Here is a 21,332-nt window from a genome sequence, read left to right as displayed (position 1 = left end):
CAGGGACAGCTATGGCCTCCCCGGTGCTGTCCACCTACCGCCTCCAACTCCGCGACGGTTTCACCCTCACGGATGCGGAGAAGATTGTCGACTACCTCGACGACCTCGGCGTCACGCACGTCTACCTCTCACCCATCCTGACTGCCGCACCCGGATCCGAACACGGCTACGACGTCACCGACCCGACCACGGTGTCCGAGGAACTCGGCGGCGCCGACGGGCTGGCACGCCTGGCCGCCGCCGCCAAGAGCCGCGGGCTCGGCCTGGTGGTCGACATCGTCCCCAACCACCTCGGCGTCGAGCGCCCCGCGGACAACCCGTGGTGGTGGGACGTGCTGCGTAACGGCCCCGAGTCGGACTATGCGAGCTTCTTCGACATCGACTGGACCGTCGATCCGGACGGCCGAATTGTGTTGCCGGTCTTAGGTTCCGACGATGACGCCGAGCGACTTACCGTCGATGGTGACACGTTGCGACTCGGCGATCTGATGTTCCCCATCGCCCCGGGCACAGCGGGCGGCAGCGGCGCCGAGGTACACCAACGCCAGCATTACCGGCTGACCGGCTGGCGCAACGGGGTGTGCGGCTACCGGCGGTTCTTCTCCATCACCTCGCTGGCCGGTCTTCGCCAGGAGGACCCCGAGGTGTTCGACACCAGTCACGCCGAGGTAGCCCGCTGGTTCGCCGAAGGCCTGGTCGACGGTGTGCGCATCGACCATCCCGACGGGCTGACCGACCCGTCGGGATATCTGGTGCGGCTTCGGGAACTGCTCGGGCCGCACGCGTGGATCGTCATCGAGAAGATCCTGGCCGTCGGAGAGCCACTGGACCCGTCGCTGCCGATCGACGGCACCACGGGCTACGACGTGCTGCGCGATGTGGGCGGGGTGTTCGTCGACCCCGGCGGCGCACAGGCACTCACCGAGCTCGTCGAATCTGCCGGCTTCGACTACGCACGTGTGCCGGAGTTGTTGCGCGAGCTGAAGATCGGTGCGGCGACCCAGACCCTGGCCAGCGAACTCGCCCGGGTGTGCCGCACGATGTCGGCGGCCGCAGGTGCCGACGATCCCCGGCTGGCTGACGCGGCGACGGCGCTGCTGACCAACATCGGGGTGTACCGGTGCGACTATCAGAACCTCGCGCAACTGTTGGCGGCGGCGATCGCCCGCACGGTCACCGAACAGCCCGACCTGGCCGACGCCTTGGCACTGGTAACGACGGCGCTGGCCAATGGCACCGAAGCAGGCGCACGCTTGCAGCAGCTGTGCGGGGCGATGACGGCAAAGGCGGTCGAAGACTGCTACTTCTACCGGGATGCACGGCTGGTGTCGCTGAACGAAGTGGGCGGTGAGCCACAGCACTTCGGGGTGAGCGCCGCAGAGTTCCACCGCAGTGCGACGGTGCGGTCCCGGCTCTGGCCCAACACCATGACCACGTTGTCCACCCACGACACCAAGCGCGGTGAGGATGTCCGGGCCAGGATCGGGGTGCTCTCGCAGGTCCCGTCGTTATGGGCACAGTTCCTCGAGCGTTGGGAGGAGACAGCCCCCTCCCCCGATCCGGCGACCGGATTATTCCTGTGGCAGAACATCTTCGGGGTGTGGCCGGTCGACGGCAACGTCACCCCCGAGCTGCGTGACCGACTTCACCGCTACACCGAGAAGGCAATCCGGGAAGCCGCCTGGCGCACCACGTGGACCGATCCGGACACCGACTTCGAAGATGCCGTCCACGCCTGGCTGGATGCCGTCCTCGACGGCCCGGTGGCCGGTCAACTCACCGAGTTGGTGGCACAGCTGCTTCCGCATGCGCACAGCGACGCTCTGGGACAGAAGCTGCTGGCGCTGACGGTGCCCGGCGTGCCGGACGTCTACCAGGGCACCGAAGTGTGGGAGGACAGCCTCGTTGACCCCGACAACCGTCGACTCGTCGACTACAGTGCACGGCGCGCCGACCTTGATGCGGCGAGCCACCCCAAGATCCGGGTGGTCAGCGCCGCCCTGCAGGCCCGCCGCGAGCGGCCCAGCACGTTCCTGCACGGCCGCTACCTTCCGGTGCTGCCGCACGGCGAGGCCGCCGAGCACATCATCGCCTTCCTGCGGGGCGAGGACGTTCTGGTTGCGGTCGCCCGTTGGACGGTACGACTGGACGAAAAGGGCTGGGGCGACACGGCTCTGGTCCTGCCGGACGGGACGTGGCGGGACCGGATCACCGGTGCGTCGTGGACGGGCACCGCGGCCGCGGCCGACCTGTTCACCGAGCTGCCCGTGATCCTGCTGGAGAAATCAGATGGCTGAGTTCGCGGTGTGGGCGCCGCTGCCCACAACGGTACGACTCGATGTCGAGGGCACCCTGCACGAGATGACACGGGGTGTCGACGACTGGTGGCGCACCGACGTGGAGTGCGCGCCTGATGCCCGGTACGGCTTCGTCCTCGACGACGATTCGACCGTGCTGCCCGACCCACGCTCGGCCCGCCAGCCCGACGGGGTCCACGAACGGTCCCAGCTGTGGGACCCGCACGCGGCCCGGTGGACCGACCAGCAGTGGGCGGGCCGGTCGATCGAAGGCGCGGTGATCTACGAGCTGCACACCGGAACATTCACCGACGCAGGAACTTTCGATGCAGCGATCGACAAGCTGGACTACCTGGTGGAGCTGGGTGTCGACTTCGTCCAGCTGATGCCGGTGAACGCGTTCAACGGTTCACACGGCTGGGGCTACGACGGTGTGCTGTGGTACGCGGTGCACGAACCCTACGGCGGTCCGGATGCTCTGGTGCGACTGGTCGACGCCTGCCACACCCGCGGGCTGGGCGTGCTGATCGACGCGGTGTTCAACCACTTCGGGCCGTCGGGCAACTACCTGCCCAGGTTCGGGCCGTACCTGTCGTCGGTGAGCAATCCGTGGGGCGAGGGCGTCAATCTGGCCGGGCCGGACGCCGACGAGGTGCGCGGCTACATCATCGAATGTGCGTTGCGCTGGATGCGCGACTTCCACGCCGACGGACTGCGTCTGGACGCGGTGCACGCCCTCGTCGACAACACCGCCTTCCACATCCTCGAGGAGCTGGCCGCCGAGACCGACGCCCTGTCGGCACAGCTGGGCAGGCCACTGTCGCTGATCGCCGAAAGTGACCTCAACGACCCGAGGCTGATCACACCACGCGACCGGGGCGGTTACGGGCTGACAGCGCAGTGGGACGACGACATCCACCACGCGATCCACACCGCCGTCAGCGGCGAACGTCAGGGCTACTACGCCGATTTCGGCACGATTGAGGCCTTGGCCACCACACTGCTCAACGGGTACTTCCACGCCGGCACCTACTCGTCGTTCCGGCGTCGACGGCACGGCAGGCCGCTGGACACCGCGGCCATCCCGGCGACCCGGCTGATGGCCTACACCTGCACCCACGACCAGGTGGGCAATCGGGCGGTGGGCGATCGCCCGTCGCAGAACCTGGACTACGGCCGACTGGCCATCAAGGCCGCCCTTGCTCTCGGGTCACCTTATACAGCAATGCTTTTCATGGGTGAGGAGTGGGCATCGTCGCATCCGTTCCAGTTCTTCAGCTCACACACCGAGCCCGAACTGGCGATCGCGACGGCCGAGGGCCGCAAGGCCGAGTTCGCCGACCACGGCTGGGACGCCGACGACATCCCTGACCCCCAGGACATCGCGACCTTCCTGCGCTCGAAACTCGACTGGGCCGAGGTGGGCCAACCCGAGCACGCCGATCTACTGGCCTTCTACCGGGGGCTGATCGCATTGCGCCGCACCCAACCCGACTTCGCCGATCCGTGGTTGACGCACTTGGTGGTGGACTTCGACGAGAACCAGCGGTGGATCGTGATGCGCCGCGGGCGCTTCGCAGTCGCCTGCAACCTCGGCGAGCAGGCCGTCACGGTGCCGGCCACCGGCGAGGTTCTACTCAAGTGGGGCGACGTCGCGGTCGATGCCGAGCGAACCGGGCTCCCCGGCCATTCGGTGGCGGTGCTTCGCGCTCCCTGAGGCGGTGTTGTGGATAACTGAAATCGTGGGACGCCGATTACGTCGACCATAAGCCCCATGACCGATCTTCTGCCGATCCCACCGATCGAGACCGCCACCGACCCGATCCGATCTCCCGCCGATATGCGCGCCCGCTGGCGAGCCCTCATGGGTCCGTTGGGATTCGGTGAGCGACTGCTCTGGGTTGGGTTCGTCGGACCCGACCGGTGCATGCGCAAGACGCTTACACAGCTGCCCATCGGTCGCTGGCCCAACCGGACCATTGTCGAGAATCTGCTTCAGGGGTTGGCGAGGGCACTTGAGGAGTCCGCCCCCGGTAGCTCACTGGCGCTGCTGCTGACCCGGCCTGGCTACGACCACATCAGTTCCGAGGACCTGCGATGGTCGGAGGTCCTCACCGAGACGGCGCGCGAGATCGCGGTACCCCTAGAGGCCATCTTCCGCGCCAACCACGCCGACCTGCTTCGCATCTAAGCCCCACATACCCTAAGTGCTACCGTGTGCTACATGGATCGCATCGGGCTACGCGAGTTGCGCCAGCACGCCAGCCGATATGTCGGCCGGGTCGCGGGAGGCGAGTCGATCGAGATCGCTGTGCGAGGCCGCCTGGTGGCCAGGCTGGTCCCTGTCACCGATAACGGCTGGGACGAGATGATCGGGCGCGGTGATGTGCTTGCTGCCCCGTCGCCCCACGGCCTGCTCGATGAGCCGGCGCGCGACTACGGTGTCGATACCGCGACCGCACTTGAAGAGTTGCGCCGAGACCAGCGTTGATGCAGGTGTATCTCGATACCTCAGCGCTGGTCAAGCTAGTGGTATCCGAGCCCGAAAGCGCTTCGCTACGAGATTATTTGGCGAGCCACCCTCAGGATGTTCGGTTCACCGCCGCGTTGAGTAGGGCCGAGCTGCTGCGGGCGGTCGGCCGCAGCGGTTCGTTCGACGCAGTCGCCCACGCCCGCCGCGTACTGAGCAGGCTCGACATGGTTGCGCTGAACCACCGATTGCTCGACGAGGCAGGATCGCTCGGGCCAGCTTGGCTGCGGACACTGGATGCCATTCACCTCGCGGCTGCACTCACGGCACCAGCGTTGCGCGCGTTCGTGTGCTACGACACCCGCCTCGCCGAGGCCGCAGACATGATGGGGATCAACGTCGCAATGCCCCGCACCTAGTCACTACGTCAGATAGCGGTAGGCCGGTGACCCCGGCTCCAGCGCCTCGACATGAAGCCCGGACACGCTCATCCGTTCGCGCAGGCCCTCAAGCCCGGCCGCCGAGCCCAGCTCGATCCCGACCAGCGCCTCGCCGGTATCGCGGTTATTGCGCTTGACGTACTCAAACAAGGTGATGTCGTCGTTCGGTCCGAGGACCTCGTCGAGGAAGCGGCGCAGCGCACCGGGCTCCTGCGGGAAGTCCACCAGGAAGTAGTGCTTGAGGCCCAGGTGCACCAGCGAGCGTTCGAGCACTTCGCCGTAGCGGGACACGTCGTTGTTGCCACCGGAAATCAGGCACACCACCGTGGATCCGGGCGTCACCCCGCCTTCTGGGCCGGCCTCCAGCAGACCGGCCACCGACAGGGCACCGGCGGGCTCGGCGATGATGCCTTCGTTCTGGTACAGCTCGAGCATCGCCGTGCACACCGCACCCTCGTCGACCGCAGCGACCGAGACCATGTCGCCGGCCGCCGCCAGCGCCTGGTAGGTCAACGCACCGGCCCGCTGGACCGCCGCGCCGTCGACGAACTGGTCGACGTGATCGAGGTCCACCGGCTCGCCTGCGGCCAGCGCCGCCATCATCGACGGCGCACCCGCCGGCTCGATGCCGAGCACCGCGGTGTTGGTGGTGCGCTCGGCCAGGTAGGTGGTGATCCCGGCAATGCAGCCACCGCCGCCGACCGGAACCACGACGAGGTCGGGCTCGGAGTCCAGCTGGTCGAGAATCTCGACGGCGATGGTGCCCTGGCCGGCCATGGTGCGGGGGTCGTCATAGGGCGGCACCAGCGTGGCTCCGGTGCGGGCGACGTCCTCGAACGCGGCGGCAGCGGCCAGGTCGTAGGTGCTGCCGCCGACGATCAGTTCGATGAACTCGCCGCCGTGATAGCGGATCCGGTCCCGCTTCTGCTTGGGCGTCTTGCCCGGCACGTAGACCCGGCCGTGCACGCCCATCGAGCGGCAGGCCAACGCGAAACCCTGAGCATGGTTACCTGCCGAGGCACACACCACGCCGGCCGACAGCTCGTCGTCGGAGAGCTGCATGAGCAGGTTGTAGGCGCCGCGCAGCTTGTAGGAGCGCACCACCTGCAGGTCCTCGCGCTTGAGATACACCTCGGCGCCGGTGGCCGCCGACAGGCGGTCACTGTGCTGCAGCGGACTGGTGGAGACCACGCCCGAAATTCGCCGGGCAGCCTCGTCGATGTCAGCCGCGGTCAGCGGTCCCGACAATCGGCTCTGGCTCACTTCGGCGGTCACCGGACAATGGTCCCACCAACCGCGCGAAATCAGTGAATCGGGGTGAGCACGAACACCGGGATCTGACGGTCGGTTTTCTGCTGGTAGTCGGCGTAGTCGGGCCAGGCCTGCACGGCCCGCTCCCACCACAGCGCCTTCTCCTCGCCGAACACTTCCCGGGCCTCGTAATCGCCGGTCCGGGTGCCGTCCTGCAGCTCGACGAGCGGGTTGGCCGTGATGTTGAAGTACCAGACCGGGTGCTTGGGCGCCCCGCCGAGCGAGGCGACCACCGCATACTCGCCGTCGTGCTCGACCCGCATCAGTGGCGTCTTGCGGATCTTGCCGGTCCTGGCCCCGATGGTGGTCAGCAGCACGACGGGTTTGCCGTTGTGCTCGGCACCGTCCTTACCGCCCGAGGCCATGTACAGCTCGGCGTTCTCTCTGGCCCAGTCGAACGGGCTCGGTTCGTATTCTCCGGTCAGCGGCATGACATCGAGGCTACGTCGGCGAACCGGCCGGCCAACAGGTCTACGAGGCGCCGATCAGCCCCCAGCGGCGCGGTGACCGCGTGTGCGCCGCAGTCCAGGAGCCTGGTGTGGAAAACGCCCGGGGCCAGCAGGTACGAGGCGACGAACACCCGTCGACCCGACCGTGCCAGGGAGCCGACGACGTCGTTGACCTTGGGCTCACCGGTGGCGACGAAGGCCAGGTGAACCTCACCGACGAGGTCGGCCAACAGTGTCGCGGCGGCACTGAGGTCACGGTGGGCGACGGGGTCGGAGGATCCGGCAGCGGCCATCACCACCGGATCGCCGGGAACCCATCCCATTCCGAGAAGTCGCGCGAGCATCACCTCGGCGATGACGGGGTCCGGTCCCAGCGCCGGGGTGATCCTCGCGGCCGGGTGCCCGCTCTCGCGGACCCGCGCCGGCAGGTCGGTGTTGACGTGGTAGCCGGAGGCCAGGAACGCAGGCACCACGGTGACCGGGCCCGCCACTGTGGCCAGCAGTTCGCGGGGGTTGGGCCCGAGCACGTCGACGAAGGCCGTGAGTACCGGCCCGACACGTCCGGCGAGGTCTGCGGCGATCTCGCTGATCACCTGCACGCCCTCCGGGCGGCGGGTGCCGTGCGCGACGAGAACCAGGGTCGGGTTCATGACGCCTCCTGGTCGAGCGCGAGCCGATAGCCCCGCTTGACGACGGTCTGCACGACACCCGGTGCGGCCAGGGCTGATCGGAGCCTGGTCATCGCGGTGTCGACGGCATGGGTGTCGTCACCACCGCCGGGCAGTTCGGCCAGCAGATCGGCACGGGACACCACCCGGCCGGGGTCGACGAGCAGGCGCCGAAGCAGCGCCATTGCGGCACGCGGCAGCACCCGGACCGTGCCGTCGACGTCGACACTGGTGCAGCGCACCTCGATGCGATGGCCGCCGGCAGTGAATTTCCTTGCCCTCGTGGGTAACTCATCGGCAATGAGCCTGGCCAGCGCGCCAAGGCGGTAGCGCTGCGGGTAGCAGGTGCCGATATCGAGTCGCAGCAGCGGCGCGGAGGTCACCGGGCCCACCGCGAACACGGCGACCTGCGTTCGCAGCGCGCCGACGAGCGCATCCAGCACGCCCAGCGCCTTGGCCCGCTCGAGCATGGATGCCACTGCGGGTGCGCTGGTGAAACTGACGGCGTCGAGTTCGCCGTTGACCATCATGTCGATCAGAGCGTCCATCGGCTTGGGATCGGCAGGCGGTTCCCACCGGTACACCGGCACCTTGACCACCTGCGCGCCCGCCCGGGCCAGGGCGTCACAGATGTCGGTATCGGGCTCCCATTCGCTTGCCGCACCGTGCAACTGGACCGCGACGCGCAGCCCGTCCACACCGTCGGCGAGCAGGCGCTGCAACACTTCGGCCGAGGACTCCGAATCCGGGCTCCACTCCTCGCACATGCCCGCCTGGCGGACCGCGCCGCGCGCCTTGGGGCCGCGGGCCAGGATCCGGGTGGACGCCAGCGCGGCGGCCAGATCGTCGGCCACGTCCCAGCCGTGCGCGGCTTCGATCCAGCCGCGGAACCCGATACCGGTGGTCACCACGACGATATCCGGCGGCGCCTCGACGAGTTGCTCTGTGACATGGCGCAATTCGACGTCATCGACGAGCGGGACGATCCGGATCGCCGGCGCATGGGCGACGTTTGCTCCGCGCCGTTGCAGCAGGGCGACGAATTCCTCGGCACGCCGAGCCGCGGTCACACCGACGGTGAAGCCGGTAAGTGGTTCATTGACTTCGGATTTCGATGAATCCATCGACCACCCTGACTTCGTAGACCGGCAGTGCGTATGACTCGTCGTCGAGGCACCGACCGTCGACAAGGGAGAACACCTGCTTGAGCAAAGGCGACGCCACGGTGGGCTCGCCACGCCGATCCCCGACGATGCCACGCGACATCACCGCGGCGCGGCCGAAGGGATCGATATTGCCGACGGCAGCCAGCGTGCCATCGGCCAACAGGAACAGCGCGACCTGCTCACCGCCTGGCAGCAGCACCGCCACGCCGCGGCCGGCGAGCAGCGCGCTGCGGGCGCAGGCGGGCGTCCAGATATCAAGGTCGAGCCCTGCACTGTTGTCCGCGAGAACTGTCATGGTTTCAAGCCTCCAAGCTCTTGATAGAGGGGTCGTGTTTCGCGACTGTTACGGGCGGCTTTCCGCCGCGTTGACGCTGCTCGGCATTCCCAACAGCAGCGGCACCTTCCGCGGCCCGGTCTCGTCGAACACGACCGTCGGATCCGCCTTCTCCGGGGCGTTGACGAACGAGACGAAGCGGCTCAGTTTTTCCTCGTCACTGAGCACACCGGCCCACTCGTCGGAGTAGCCCTCGACGTGCCGGCCGATTGCGGCGTCGAGATCGGCGGCAATGCCCAACGAGTCCGCACACACCACATCACGGATGTGATCAAGCCCACCCTCGATGGTCTCCTGCCACACCGCGGTGCGCTGCAAGCGGTCTGCGGTTCGGATGTAGAACATCAGGTAGCGATCGATATACCGGACCAGGGTGTCCGAATCCAGGTCGCCCGCGAGGAGCTGGGCGTGCTTGGGGGTGGCGCCGCCGTTGCCGCCGACGTAGAGGTTCCAGCCCTTCTCGGTGGCGATCACGCCGACATCCTTACCCCGCGCTTCTGCACATTCACGTTGGCAGCCCGAGACGCCCATCTTGATCTTGTGCGGCGAACGCAGCCCGCGATAACGCAATTCGAGATCGACGGCCATCGCGACCGAGTCCTGCACTCCATAGCGGCACCAGGTGGATCCGACGCAGCTCTTCACCGTCCGCAGCGACTTACCGTAGGCGTGCCCCGATTCCATGCCGGCGTCGACGAGTCGGCGCCAGATCAGCGGAAGCTGTTCGACGCGGGCACCGAACAGGTCGATGCGCTGACCGCCGGTGATCTTGGTGTAGAGACCGAAATCCCTGGCCACCTCCGCGATCACCATCAGCTTCTCCGGTGTGACCTCACCACCGGGTAGCCGCGGCACCACCGAGTATGTGCCGTTGCGTTGAATGTTGGCCAGGAAATGGTCGTTGGTGTCCTGCAGTCCGGCAGTCGCGTCATCCAGGATGTGATCAGATGATGTGGACGCCAGGATCGAGGCCACCACGGGCTTGCAGATATCGCATCCGGCGCCGGTGCCGTACTCGGCGATCAGTGCGGAGAAGGTGCGGATGCCGGTGGTCGCGACGACCTGGAACAGCTCGGCGCGGGTCTGCTCGAAGTGTTCACACAGGGCTTTGGACATCGCCACGCCCTGTGCCTCGAGCAGCCGCTTGAGCATCGGAATGCAACTGCCGCAGGAGGTTCCGGCCGCCGTGGCACATTTAATGGCCGGAACGTCTTGGGCGCCTGCCGAAATTGCGCCGCAGATGCTACGCTTCGTCACCGCATTGCACGAGCAGATCTGTGCGTCGTCGGGCAGCGCACCCACCCCAACTTCGGCCCCTGCGGGTGAGATCAGCGTCGCCGGATCTGCGGGAAGCGGCCGGCCGACCAGAGGGCGCAGGGTGGCGTATGCGGTGGCGTCGCCGACCAGGATCCCGCCCAGCAGTGTCGACACATCATCGGAGACAACAAGTTTGGCGTAGGTCTGGTTGACGGCGTCATTGAGTACGACTTCCAGCGCACCGGGTGTGCTGGCGTGGGCGTCACCGAAGCTGGCCACGTCGACGCCGAGCAGCTTGAGTTTGGTGGACAGGTCGGCACCCGGGAATTCGGCGGCGCCACCGAGCAGCCGGTCGGCCACCACCTCGGCCATCGTGTAGCCCGGCGCAACGAGGCCGTAGCAGCGGCCTTCGACGGCGGCGACCTCGCCGATGGCGAACACGTGGGGATCGGCTGTGGCACAGCTGATATCGGTCAGCACGCCGCCCCGCTCGGCAATCGGCAGACCACAGGCGGCGGCCAGATCATCCCGCGGGCGCACACCCGCCGAGAACACCAGCAGTGCGCCGTAGATCGTTTCGCCGTTGGATAGCGACACCATGATGCCGTCACCGGTGTCGACGACCTCGGTGGACGCCACGTCGGTGTGGACGGTGATACCGAGTTCGGTGATGAGCCGGTTCAGCAGCGCACCGCCACCGTCGTCGACCTGAATGGGCATCAGCCGCGGGGAGCGTTCGAGCACATGCGGTGTGAGGCCGAGCATGCGCAGCGCGTTGGCCGCCTCCAGGCCCAGAAGACCGCCACCGACGACGATGCCGACCGCCCCGGGTCCGGCTGCCGACGCCGTCGCCCGGATGGCGTCGAGGTCTTCCAACGTCCGGTAGACGAAGCAGCGGTCCAGATCGCTACCGGGGATCGGTGGCACGAATGGGTACGAGCCGGTGGCCAACACCACCGCGTCGTAACCGATGCGCTCGCCCGTCGGGGTGACGACCTCACGGGTCGTGCGGTCGATCGCGGTGGCGGGTTCGCCGACCCGCAGGTCGACCAGATCGTCTCCAGCGTAATCGTTTCCGGACAATGCCAGCGTCGCGCGGTCCCAGCCGTCGATGTAAGACGACAACCCGACCCGGTCGTAGGCCGGGGTCGGTTCCTCACAGAGCACGATCACCCGCCAGGCGCCGTCACAATCCCGGTCCCGCAGTGCCTCGACGAACCGGTGCCCGACCATGCCGTGGCCGACGACAACGACGGTCCGTGCCGGGGCGGTCATGCGACCGCCGCGGCGTTGTCGACGGCGTGGGTCTCGGTGCTGATGACTCCTGCCTTCTTGGGAGTGCGCACGTAAGCCACCCAGGTGATCACCGCGCACAGCACGTAGAAGCCGAGGAACACCCAAAATGCCATGGTGGCCGATTTGGCCGGTGACAGATAGGACGCCCGCAGCGCGATGTTGACGCCGACCCCGCCGAGCGCGCCTACCGCCCCGGCGATCCCGATCAATGCGCCCGACATCCGCTGCGACCATGCCCGCTTCTCCGGTGCGCTGAGGGTGTCCAGGCCCTGCGACCTGGCCTCGAAGATCGACGGAATCATCTTGTAGGTCGAGCCGTTTCCGATGCCGGACAGTACGAACAGGGCGATGAATCCGACGATGAAGGCAGCCATCGTGGCACCCGAGGCCGGTCCCGCTGTGGCGTCGTCGATCTCACCGGCCGCCACCAACCAGGCGGCGGCGGCGATCATCGCACCGAATGTGTAAAGAGTGACCTTTCCGCCGCCGAGGCGGTCGGACAGCCAGCCGCCGAGCGGGCGGGACAACGAACCAAGCACCGGGCCGATGAAGGCGATCTGGGCGGCGTGCAGCGATGCCTGTGCTGTCATCGCCGGTGTGATGGGGCCGCCGTGGGACAGGCCGGCCAGGAAGTTGATCTGCAGCACTTGACCGAAGGCGAAGCCGAACCCGATGAACGACCCGAATGTGCCGATGTAGAGCAATGAGATCAGCCACGAATCCCGGTGCGCCAGCACTTCGATCATCGAACGCGCATCGGTGCGCTGATTGGTGAGGTTGTTCATGAACATCGCGGCACCCAGTGCGGCCAGCGCGAGCAATACCAGGTAGACGGCACATACGAGGTGAGGCGACCGGTTGCCGACGGTCGCGATGACCAGCAGTCCGATGATCTGGATCACCGCTACGCCGATATTGCCGCCACCGGCATTCAGACCCAGCGCCCAACCCTTGTAGCGCTGCGGGTAGAAGGCGTTGATGTTGGCCATCGACGAGGCGAAGTTGCCGCCGCCGAGCCCGGCGAAGGCCGCCACGATGATGAAGGTTGTGTACGAAGTGTCCGGGTGCGCCATGAAATAGAGCGTCAGGATCGTCGGAACGATCAACGCCAGGGCGGAGAAAATGGTCCAGTTGCGTCCACCGAACTTGGCCACCGCGAACGTGTACGGAATGCGCATCACGGCGCCCACCAGAGTCGGCACGGCGACCAGGAAGAACTTGCCCGCGGCGTCGATGTGGTAGAGGTTCTGCGGCATGAACAACACCATGACCGACCAGATGGACCACACCGAGAATCCAACGTGTTCGGCGAAGATCGACCAGATCAGGTTTCGTCGCGCGATTTTCGCGCCCCCGTTGTTCCAGGCCTTGACATCCTCAGGGTCCCAGTCGTCGATGTAGTAGCCACTGCGAGTCGTTGAAGTCGTCATGCGTTCACGGTAGGAATTCTTTGTTGCGCATTCGCTGCCCGCGGTGTTCGCAGTGTCACAACCTTCTCACTTTTGCTTACCCGGCCCGGTGAGGTCAGTACACGTCGCGCAGATAGCGCTTGGCGGCGACCAGTTCACGCTTGTAGTGGCGGGCTGCTTCGGCGCTCAGCTGGCCATGGGTGCTGATGATCGTATCCAGCGCGGCGTCGACATCTCGCGCCATCGCGGCGGCGTCGCCGCAGACGTAGAGGTAGGCGCCATCCTGTAGCCAGGTCCACAGCTGCGCGCCCTTCTCGATCATTCTGTCCTGCACATAGATTCGCTTGCGCTGGTCGCGGGAGAACGCGAGGTCGAGTCGGTTCAGGAAGCCGTCGGTGACCATGTCGGTCAGATCATCGCCGTAGTAGAAGTTCTCGTCGCGGTGCCGATCGCCGAAGAACAACCAATTGCGGCCGGTGTGTCCCAACGCGCGGCGCTCCTGGAGGAACCCACGGAACGGTGCGATCCCGGTGCCCGCACCGATCATGACGATCGGTGCCGTTGTGTCCTCCGGCGGGCGGAAGTGTGGCGACTTCTGCAGGAACACCGGAACGTCGAGGGCGCGGTCGGCCAGGAACCTCGAGCACACTCCCCCACGTTCGGCACCGTCCGGCGCCTGGTGGCGGACGATCGACACGGTCAGTTGCACTTCGTGGGGGCTGACCAATGGGCTTGAGGAGATCGAATACAGTCGCGGTGTCAGGCGCACGAGTACTTCCTGCCATTGCTCGGCAGTGGCGTGGACTCCGAAATCACAAACGACATCGATCCCGTTGCGCCCCAACCGCCAGGTGTCCAATTGTGTGCGAGCGGCCCGCAGGTGTCTAGCCGCAGCTTTGTCCGCCGTCGTCTCGGCAAGGAAGGCCAGCAGGTTCGGGGTGATGCGGCAGATGTCGTAGTTCTCGGTGAGTGCTTGGCGCAGTGCGCATTCCGTACCATCGACCTCGACCACGTCATCCCCGCACAGGCCGGTCGCGGCCAACCACGCGGCGACGTCCTCGCCGCTGTTGGTGGGGAACACCCCCAACGAGTCGCCGACGGCATAGCTGACGTCGTGTTCGGAGATGTCAAAACCCAGCTGCCGCACCTCTTTGGCGGCCGAGGCCGGGGTCAACCTGGTGTTGCGACTCAACCGGGCGGCGACGGGACTGGCCCGGGTGAACGGCTCGGCAGGCCGAGTCACGGTAGGCGCGTCGAAGCCGACTCGTGCCGACTCGCCGGCGTTGACAACCTCGATCACCCGCTGAGCCCATGTCGTCAAAGATTCTTCGTCGTGGACCTCGCAGTCACCGCGGTCGAGCAGCCGAGTGCCGCCGAGTTCGGCCAGCCGGGTGTCCAGCGATCGGGCGTGGCCGCAGAACTGACCGTAGGACCGGTCGCCGATACCGAGCACCGCGAACCGCAGCCCGTGCAGGTCGGGGGCATCCGGTGCCCGCAGCCGGTCCCAGAAGTCGGCCCCGTTGTCGGGCGGTTCGCCGTCGCCGAATGTGCTGGTCACCACCAGCACGTCGCGTGCGGCGAGATCGCTGACCGCACAGTCGTCCATGCTGATCAGCCTGGCCGTCAGCCCGGCCGCTCCAAGCCGATCGACGAGTCGGGCCGCGAGCTCCTCGGCGTTGCCGGTCTGCGACGCCCACAGCACCCACGGGCCGGGCACCGAGGCGGGTTCGACGGAAACTCGCGAATATGTTCCGGCCAGGAGACCGTCAACCCACAGCCGTACCGGCCTGCTGATCGGCGCGGATTCCGGGAGCACCGGAACGCCGACGACGTCGCCGCCCAGTGCCGCGAAAAATCCTGCCAGGTATTGCCTTTCGTCACCGGAGGGTTCCGCACCGGTGATGGTCTTGGCGGGGCGCAGGCTCACCGCGCACACCTTCAGTTCGGGTTGCAGGGAATCCGCGTCCACGGCATCACTGGTCAAGGCGTTGATCGCCAGGTATTCGCCGTGTTCGTCGTTCCAGTGGAACGGCGCGAAACAATTACCCGGCCGGACCCGGTCTGTGACGACGGCGGGCAGCACAGCCCGGCCCCGCCGGGATTGCAGTTCGACGGCTTGCCCGTCGGCGATACCGAGGGCGGTGGCGTCGTCGGGGTTGATCTCGACGAAGGGGTTGCCGTTGAGTTTGTTGAGCTTGGTGACCCGGCCGGTCTTGGTCATGGTGTGCCACTGGTGCGGCAGCCGGCCGGTGTTCAACACGAACGGATAGTCGTCGTCGGGCAATTCACGAGCATCCAGGTGCGGACGGGCGTGGAACACCGCACGGCCGGAGGGCGTGGGGAATGTCAGGACGCCGTCATTGAGATAGCGAATGGGGTGACGATCCTGCTCATCGCCGGGCGGGCACGGCCATTGCACCGGCGTTTCGCGCAGCCGCTGATAGCTCGCGCCGCGAATGTCGTATCCGGTCTTGGGATTGGCGAATCGCCGGATCTCATCGAAGATCTGCTCGCTGGACTCAAAGGCGAAGTGCGCACCGAATCCCATGGCGTCGGCCACCTGACAGATCAGCTGCCAGTCCGGGCGGGAATGCCCGGCGGGTGAAACACATTCGCGCACCATGGTCAGTGTGCGCTCGGAGTTCACCATCACCGCATCGGCTTCGGCCCACAGGGCTGCGGGCAGGACGATGTCGGCGTAGCGGTTGGTGGCGGTGTCACTGTAGGCATCCTGCGTGACCACCAGTTCGGCGGTCTCCAGGCCGGTGATCACGGTCGTGCGGTTGGGCACGCTGGCCACCGGGTTGGTGCAGATGATCCAGCAGGCCTTGATGTCTCCGGCGGCCATCTGCTCGAACATATCGATGGTCCCGCGGTTCGTGTGGGGGCGGATCGTCCCGGGCTCCACGCCCCATACCGACTCCACAAACGACCGGTCCTCAGCGCTGACCACAGAACGTTGCCCTGGTAATCCCGGTCCCATGTAACCCATTTCGCGGCCACCCATCGCGTTGGGCTGACCGGTCAGCGACATCGGGCCACTACCGGGCCGGCAGATCGCCCCGGTGGCCAGGTGCAGGTTGCAGATGGCGTTGGTGTTCCAGGTGCCGTGGGTGCTCTGGTTGAGGCCCATCGTCCACAACGACATCCATTCGCCCGCGTCGGCGATCATTGTCGCGGCGGTGCGGATGTCGGCCTCGGGCAGGCCGGTGAGTTCGGCCACCCGCGCGGGCGGATAGTCGGCGAGGAACTCTCCCATCGCCTCCCAGCCTTCGGTGTGCTCGGCGATGAAGCCGGTGTCGATATCGCCGGATGCCACCAGCAGGTGCAGCAAGCCGTTCAACAGCGCCAGGTCGGTGCCCGGCCGGATCTGCAGAAACAGGTCGGCCTTGTCGGCGGTGGCGGTGCGGCGCGGGTCGACGACGATCAGCTTGGCCCCGGCCCGCAGCCGATCGGCCATCCGAAGGAACAGGATCGGATGACAGTCGGCCATGTTGGCGCCGATGACGAAGAACAGATCCGCACAGTCGAAATCGGCATAGGAACCGGGTGGTCCGTCGGCGCCGAGCGATTGCTTGTAACCCGTCGCCGCGCTGGCCATGCACAGCCGCGAGTTGGACTCGATGTTGACGGTGCGGATGAAACCCTTGGCCAGTTTGGTGGCCAGGTACTGCGCTTCCAGTGACATCTGGCCCGAGACGTACAGGGCGATCGAGTCCGGTCCGTGCCGGTCCTGGATCTCGCGCAGCCGGGCGCCAACCGTCGCGACGGCGTCGCCGACGTCGGCAACAACGAATTCCTCACCGCGCGCCGGTCGCATCAAGGCGTCGACCGCACGGCCCTCACCATTGCCCATCAACTCGGCATGGGTGGCGCCCTTGATGCACAGTCGGCCGAGGTTGGTGGGGTGGAGCCGGTCACCGACGACATTGGCGATGACCGGACCCGCCGGGCCGAGCTTGGTGCGCACGTCGATGCCACACCCGACGCCGCAGTACGAACATGCGGTACGGATGGCCTGTGCGCACTGAACCTCGGCAGCCACGGACCTACCGTGCCCGGCGAACATTACGGGAGCTGCCGAGGCGCGTTAGCGCGAAGATAAGCCCCGCTCACATTGCCCGCGGCGCCGCTGTGAGGTCAGGCCGGGTTGAGCAGCCTCGGGGTGAACAGCATCGAGTCCTTCATCCGGTGCAGACCCTTGGCCGCGGCCAGCACACCGAGATCGGCCAGCGGCTCGACGATGATCACCGTCATATAGGCCGCGCCGAAGGTGGCGACACTGGCGACGGTCTGACCGCTGAAACCTTCGCCGTAGAAGGCCCAGAACGCCACCCACGACACGATGCCCGCCTGATAGGTCGTCGACAGGGCCAGCGCCTGGCGGTACTTCAGCTGCACGTACGGCGTCTGCGGCGCGATCACGCGGTTGGCCACCAGTTGCAGGGCGAACAGCGGCACCAGCAGCGTGGTGACGTTCATGCCGTACTGCGGCAGGTCGAACGGAGCGAAGAACAACCCCTGGAGCAGCAGGCCCGCGGCCAGACCGAACGCGGCCGGCGCCATACCGAACAGCAGGAACAGTGTCGAACCCAGGATCAGGTGCACCTCGGAGATCCCCACCGGATAGTGCGGGAACACCTGGAAGAACGTGAACACCAGCGCCGTGGTGGCCGCACTGCGCAGCAGCAGAGCGCCGATACCGCGCTCCTTGATCAGCTGCCAGGCGGTGTAGGCGCCGTATGCACCGGCACCGCCGGCGCTGACGTAACTGAGAATGATCTTCGGGCCTTCGACAATCCCGGGCTCAATATGCACGGAAGTTCCCTTCGGGACGCAGCAATGGCCATCGCCCGATTCCACGAGGCGATGCCCGCCGGGTGCGGCGCACCCGGCACAGCTGGCAGGTCTTCGGACTCGCGGGCGCGCATCGTAAGGATGCACCTACTGGCCGTCGCTTCCCGGCCGCACGAATTCTGCGGCCAGTGCCGATGACGGCGGTCGTTCCTGCATACCGCTGCGGGACAGTCCCGGATTCACACCGGGTTCCCTCTCGCGATGCGCCACCTGCTCACATCGCTCGATTCCGGGACCGTGAGCCCCGGTAAACCATCTGCGCGGTGGACATTACCTCCCGGGCCGCCGCCGGACGATGTAAGACTTGTCAACATGGCGACCGCGTCGTACCACCATGGCAACCTGCGCCAAGCGCTGCTGGAGCACGGCGTCGAACTGGCCCGCACCGGCGGCCCTGACGCGGTGGTGTTGCGTGACGTGCAGCGGTTGGCCGGAGTCAGCAACTCCGCCGCCTACCGGCATTACGCCGATCGCCAGGCGCTGCTGGGCGCGGTGCAGGTCTACGGGATGGGCCAACTGGGCGATGCGATGCTGGAATCGCTTGCCGCCGTACCCAACCGGGGGCGGCGCGAGCACCGCGCCCTGGCCCGCTTCCGCGCCACCGGACAGGCCTATATCGATTTCGCGCTGACCGAGCCCGGCTTGTTCCGTACCGCGTTCGCGCCGGGCGGGCCGAACCCGAGCGACGAGACCGTCGAGCCGGGGCGACATCCGTTCCAGATTCTCACCGGCTGCATTGACGATCTGGTGGCTGCCGGCGTGCTCACCGCCAGTCGCCGAGACGGCGTGGATGAAGCGGCCTGGGCCGCGGTGCACGGCCTTGCCACATTGTTTCTGGACGGCCCGCTCAACTACGCAGAGGCCCCGCGCAAGCAGCTGATCGCCGATCGCCTCCTCGATCTGTTGGCCGAAGGCGTCCGCTAGATCTCACATGTTGACAGTGTCAACAAGTACTGCCATGCTTGCCGATGTTAACGCTGTCAACATGAAAGTCGCCGCCCATGACCGCTGGCACCCTCCCCCATACCCACGGGACCGCGGCGCACGCCGCACCACCGCGCATCCGGCCGATCGCGATCCTCGCTGTCGTCCTCGTCGCGGCCCTGGCCATCAATGTGGAAACCACGATCGTCAATGTCGCTCTGCCAACTCTGAATTCGGCGCTGGGAGCCTCCACCCGGGGCCTGCAATGGATCGTCGACGCCTACAACCTGGCCTTCGCCGCGCTGGTGCTGGCCGGTGGCACCGTCGGTGACAAGTTCGGCAGACGCGGGACGTTGATCGCCGGACTGATCCTGTTCGCGATCAGCAGTGTCGGTGCCGCGCTGTGCACCACCACCGGTGAACTGATCGCCATGCGCCTGGTGATGGGTATCGCCTCCGCGCTCATCTACCCGACCACGCTGGCCATCATCACCGACACGTTCCGCGATCCCCGCCAGCGGGCGGCCGCCATCGGTGTCTGGGGTGCCGTCACCGGGCTGGGCGTGGCCATCGGGCCGATCATGGGCGGCGCACTGCTGGAGGGGTTCTGGTGGGGCAGCCTGTTTCTCGCACTGGCGCCCATCGCACTGCTGGCCGCCCTGGCCGCGCCGTTCGTCATCCCCGCGTCCGCACGAGACCGGCAATCGCGGGTCGACCGCGGCGGTCTGGTGCTCTCGGTGGTGATGCTCGGCGCCCTGGTCTACACGATCATCGAGGCCCCGTCGCACGGGTGGTCGAGCGCACCGACACTGATCGGGTTCGCCGTCGCACTGGCCGCCGCGGTGAGCTTCGCGTGGTGGGAGCGCAGACACCCCGACCCGCTGATCGACGTCACGCTGTTCACCAACCTGCGCTTCAGCGCAGCCAGTGGCGCGGTCACCGTCGCCTTCTTCGCACTGTTCGGGTTCATCTTCATCATCACCCAGTTCATGCAGTTGCTCCAGGGCAACAGCCCGCTGGAAACCGGTGTCCGGATCCTGCCGGTGGCGCTGTCGATCGCCATCGGCTCGGTGCTCGGCACCCAGCTCGCGGTGCGCGCAGTCGGCACCAAAGCCGTTGTCTTCGTTGGTCTTCTGATGATGTCGGGATCCTTTGCCTGGATAGCGGCAAGCGACCTCGGGGTGACCTACCCGGTGATGGCCGCGCAGATGGTGCTGCTCGGTGGCGGCCTCGGGCTCACCAGCGCACCGGCCACCGACTCGATCATGGGGGTGGTGCGACCCGAGCAGGCCGGTGCGGGCTCGGCCGTCAATGACGCCACCCGCCAGGTGGGCGGCACCCTCGGTGTCGCCGTGATCGGCAGCGTCTTCTCCACGATCTACATCCGGCACCTGGCCGACAACCAGCTGTTGCAGGCCATGCCGGCGTCGGCACAGTCCATCGCCAAGGAAGGTCTGGCCCAGGGGCTGGCGGTGGCCGCCCAGGCACCCCCACCGATCACCGGCGCGGTGCGCAGCGCGGTGGAGAACGCCTTCCTGTCCGGGATGCAGGCCGGCTGCCTGACCGCCGCCGCGGTCTGTGCCGTCGGGGCGCTGTTCGCGCTGGCCGTGCTTCCCGCCCACCCGAAGGTGGCGCAGCTGTGAGTGCTCTCGAACGATACGGACCCTGGGCGCTGGTCACCGGTGCCAGCGACGGAATCGGACGGGCAATGGCAGTCCGGATCGCCGCCGCCGGACTCCACGTCGTGCTGGCCGCCCGCCGGGAGCCCGAACTGCGGGCGCTGGCCGACGAACTCGAACGCACCCACGGCGTCCACACCCGGGTGGTCGCGGTCGACCTGTCCGATCCGGACGGCGTCGCGGCGCTCGCCGCCCACACCGCCGGCCTCGACATCGGCCTGGCCGTCCTGGCCGCCGGATTCGGCGGCGCGGGGCCGTTCGTCGAGTCCGCCATCGGCGACGAGTTGGCGATGATCGCGGTGAACATCACCGCGGTGACCCAGCTGACCCACGCGCTGTCGGGGCGGATGGTCAACCGGGGCAGGGGCGGGATCGTCCTCTTCGGGTCGATCCTGGGCTGGCAGGGTGTGGCGGGCCAGGCCAACTACGCCGCCACCAAGGCCTATGTGCAGAGTCTGGCCGAGGGGTTGCACCCCGAGCTCGCCCCGTTGGGCGTCGACGTTCTTGCGGTCGCCCCCGGACCGGTGAACAGCGGCTTCGGCGACCGGGCGGGCCTGACGATGACGTCGGCGGACTCACCTGAGGTGGTTGCCGCGGCCGCCCTGCGGGCCCTCGGCCACCGCGCCACAGTGGTACCCGGGGCGCGCGGCAAGTTCCTGACCGCCTCGCTGAGGATGCTGCCGCGGCGGCTGCGGACCGTCATCTTGACCAAGGTGATGGCCGGCATGCGGCGCGATGAGATTTCGGGTGCCCGAAACTAAAGATGCGGGGTACC

At 67.1% G+C, this 21,332-nt stretch carries 17 protein-coding genes and 1 riboswitch; of the genes, 8 read left to right on the top strand and 9 right to left on the bottom strand.

Translation table 11 applies throughout. From position 1 onward, the window contains the following. The first annotated feature begins 11 nt into the window (after window positions 1-11). The 5 genes from treY to OG976_RS26075 are packed head-to-tail and all read left to right on the top strand — an operon-like array spanning window position 12 to window position 5,186. Window positions 12-2,297, top strand: a complete 2,286-nt coding sequence (gene treY, locus OG976_RS26095) for a malto-oligosyltrehalose synthase (RefSeq protein ID WP_328355750.1) — start codon at window positions 12-14, stop codon at window positions 2,295-2,297. Further along, window positions 2,290-4,014, top strand: coding sequence for a malto-oligosyltrehalose trehalohydrolase (gene treZ, locus OG976_RS26090; RefSeq protein WP_328355747.1), 1,725 nt, complete (start codon window positions 2,290-2,292; stop codon window positions 4,012-4,014). Before treY ends, treZ begins: the two co-directional genes overlap by 8 nt. A 57-nt stretch (window positions 4,015-4,071) precedes the next feature. Continuing rightward, window positions 4,072-4,488 (top strand): hypothetical protein, encoded by a 417-nt coding sequence (locus OG976_RS26085; RefSeq protein ID WP_328355745.1) that lies wholly within the window; start codon window positions 4,072-4,074, stop codon window positions 4,486-4,488. 33 nt (window positions 4,489-4,521) lie between these two features. Further along, window positions 4,522-4,788: a type II toxin-antitoxin system Phd/YefM family antitoxin gene (locus OG976_RS26080; protein WP_328355742.1), complete on the top strand. Its 267-nt coding sequence runs from the start codon at window positions 4,522-4,524 to the stop codon at window positions 4,786-4,788. Beyond that, window positions 4,788-5,186: a type II toxin-antitoxin system VapC family toxin gene (locus tag OG976_RS26075; protein WP_328355739.1), complete on the top strand. Its 399-nt coding sequence runs from the start codon at window positions 4,788-4,790 to the stop codon at window positions 5,184-5,186. The genes OG976_RS26080 and OG976_RS26075 overlap by 1 nt, the downstream gene beginning before the upstream one ends. Before the next feature lie 3 nt (window positions 5,187-5,189). On the opposite strand, the gene ilvA is transcribed toward OG976_RS26075, so the two are convergent. From ilvA to OG976_RS26030, 9 genes are all read right to left on the bottom strand, one after another. Continuing rightward, window positions 5,190-6,482: a threonine ammonia-lyase IlvA gene (gene ilvA, locus OG976_RS26070; protein WP_328355736.1), complete on the bottom strand. Its 1,293-nt coding sequence runs from the start codon at window positions 6,480-6,482 to the stop codon at window positions 5,190-5,192. 29 nt (window positions 6,483-6,511) lie between these two features. Then, the gene (locus OG976_RS26065; protein WP_328355733.1) at window positions 6,512-6,949 is read right to left on the bottom strand and encodes a nitroreductase family deazaflavin-dependent oxidoreductase; all 438 of its coding nucleotides are present in this window, start codon (window positions 6,947-6,949) and stop codon (window positions 6,512-6,514) included. After that, window positions 6,940-7,617 (bottom strand): sirohydrochlorin chelatase, encoded by a 678-nt coding sequence (locus OG976_RS26060; RefSeq protein ID WP_328355731.1) that lies wholly within the window; start codon window positions 7,615-7,617, stop codon window positions 6,940-6,942. The genes OG976_RS26065 and OG976_RS26060 overlap by 10 nt, the downstream gene beginning before the upstream one ends. Next, window positions 7,614-8,759 (bottom strand): uroporphyrinogen-III synthase, encoded by a 1,146-nt coding sequence (locus OG976_RS26055; protein ID WP_328355729.1) that lies wholly within the window; start codon window positions 8,757-8,759, stop codon window positions 7,614-7,616. The genes OG976_RS26060 and OG976_RS26055 overlap by 4 nt, the downstream gene beginning before the upstream one ends. Next, window positions 8,731-9,096: a nitrite reductase small subunit NirD gene (gene nirD, locus OG976_RS26050; RefSeq protein WP_328355726.1), complete on the bottom strand. Its 366-nt coding sequence runs from the start codon at window positions 9,094-9,096 to the stop codon at window positions 8,731-8,733. Before nirD ends, OG976_RS26055 begins: the two co-directional genes overlap by 29 nt. 48 nt (window positions 9,097-9,144) lie before the next feature. Then, window positions 9,145-11,667, bottom strand: a complete 2,523-nt coding sequence (gene nirB / locus OG976_RS26045; protein WP_328355724.1) for a nitrite reductase large subunit NirB — start codon at window positions 11,665-11,667, stop codon at window positions 9,145-9,147. Further along, on the bottom strand, window positions 11,664-13,118 hold the full coding sequence (locus OG976_RS26040) for a nitrate/nitrite transporter (RefSeq protein WP_328355721.1): 1,455 nt from the start codon (window positions 13,116-13,118) through the stop codon (window positions 11,664-11,666). The genes nirB and OG976_RS26040 overlap by 4 nt, the downstream gene beginning before the upstream one ends. A gap of 94 nt (window positions 13,119-13,212) precedes the next feature. Further along, window positions 13,213-17,142 carry a bifunctional nitrate reductase/sulfite reductase flavoprotein subunit alpha gene (locus tag OG976_RS26035; RefSeq protein ID WP_328355719.1) on the bottom strand — a complete coding sequence of 1,310 codons (3,930 nt, stop codon included), beginning with the start codon at window positions 17,140-17,142 and terminating at the stop codon, window positions 13,213-13,215. A 95-nt stretch (window positions 17,143-17,237) separates the two neighbouring features. After that, window positions 17,238-17,915 (bottom strand): energy-coupling factor ABC transporter permease, encoded by a 678-nt coding sequence (locus tag OG976_RS26030; protein ID WP_328355717.1) that lies wholly within the window; start codon window positions 17,913-17,915, stop codon window positions 17,238-17,240. 67 nt (window positions 17,916-17,982) lie between these two features. Next, window positions 17,983-18,180, bottom strand: a riboswitch (cobalamin riboswitch). Between the two features lie 86 nt (window positions 18,181-18,266). Here OG976_RS26030 and OG976_RS26025 point away from each other — a divergent pair. The 3 genes from OG976_RS26025 to OG976_RS26015 all read left to right on the top strand — a co-directional run bounded on the left by OG976_RS26025 (window position 18,267) and on the right by OG976_RS26015 (window position 21,318). Next, window positions 18,267-18,878, top strand: a complete 612-nt coding sequence (locus OG976_RS26025; protein ID WP_328355715.1) for a TetR/AcrR family transcriptional regulator — start codon at window positions 18,267-18,269, stop codon at window positions 18,876-18,878. A gap of 77 nt (window positions 18,879-18,955) precedes the next feature. Further along, window positions 18,956-20,521 (top strand): MFS transporter, encoded by a 1,566-nt coding sequence (locus tag OG976_RS26020; protein ID WP_328355712.1) that lies wholly within the window; start codon window positions 18,956-18,958, stop codon window positions 20,519-20,521. Continuing rightward, window positions 20,518-21,318: an SDR family NAD(P)-dependent oxidoreductase gene (locus OG976_RS26015; protein WP_328355709.1), complete on the top strand. Its 801-nt coding sequence runs from the start codon at window positions 20,518-20,520 to the stop codon at window positions 21,316-21,318. The genes OG976_RS26020 and OG976_RS26015 overlap by 4 nt, the downstream gene beginning before the upstream one ends. The last annotated feature ends 14 nt before the right edge of the window (window positions 21,319-21,332 follow it).

The sequence above is a fragment of the Mycobacterium sp. NBC_00419 genome, from assembly GCF_036023875.1.
Classification (GTDB): Bacteria; Actinomycetota; Actinomycetes; order Mycobacteriales; family Mycobacteriaceae; genus Mycobacterium.
The sequence above is the reverse complement of the archived record's forward strand: the minus strand, read 5'-3'. Positions and strand labels throughout refer to the sequence as shown.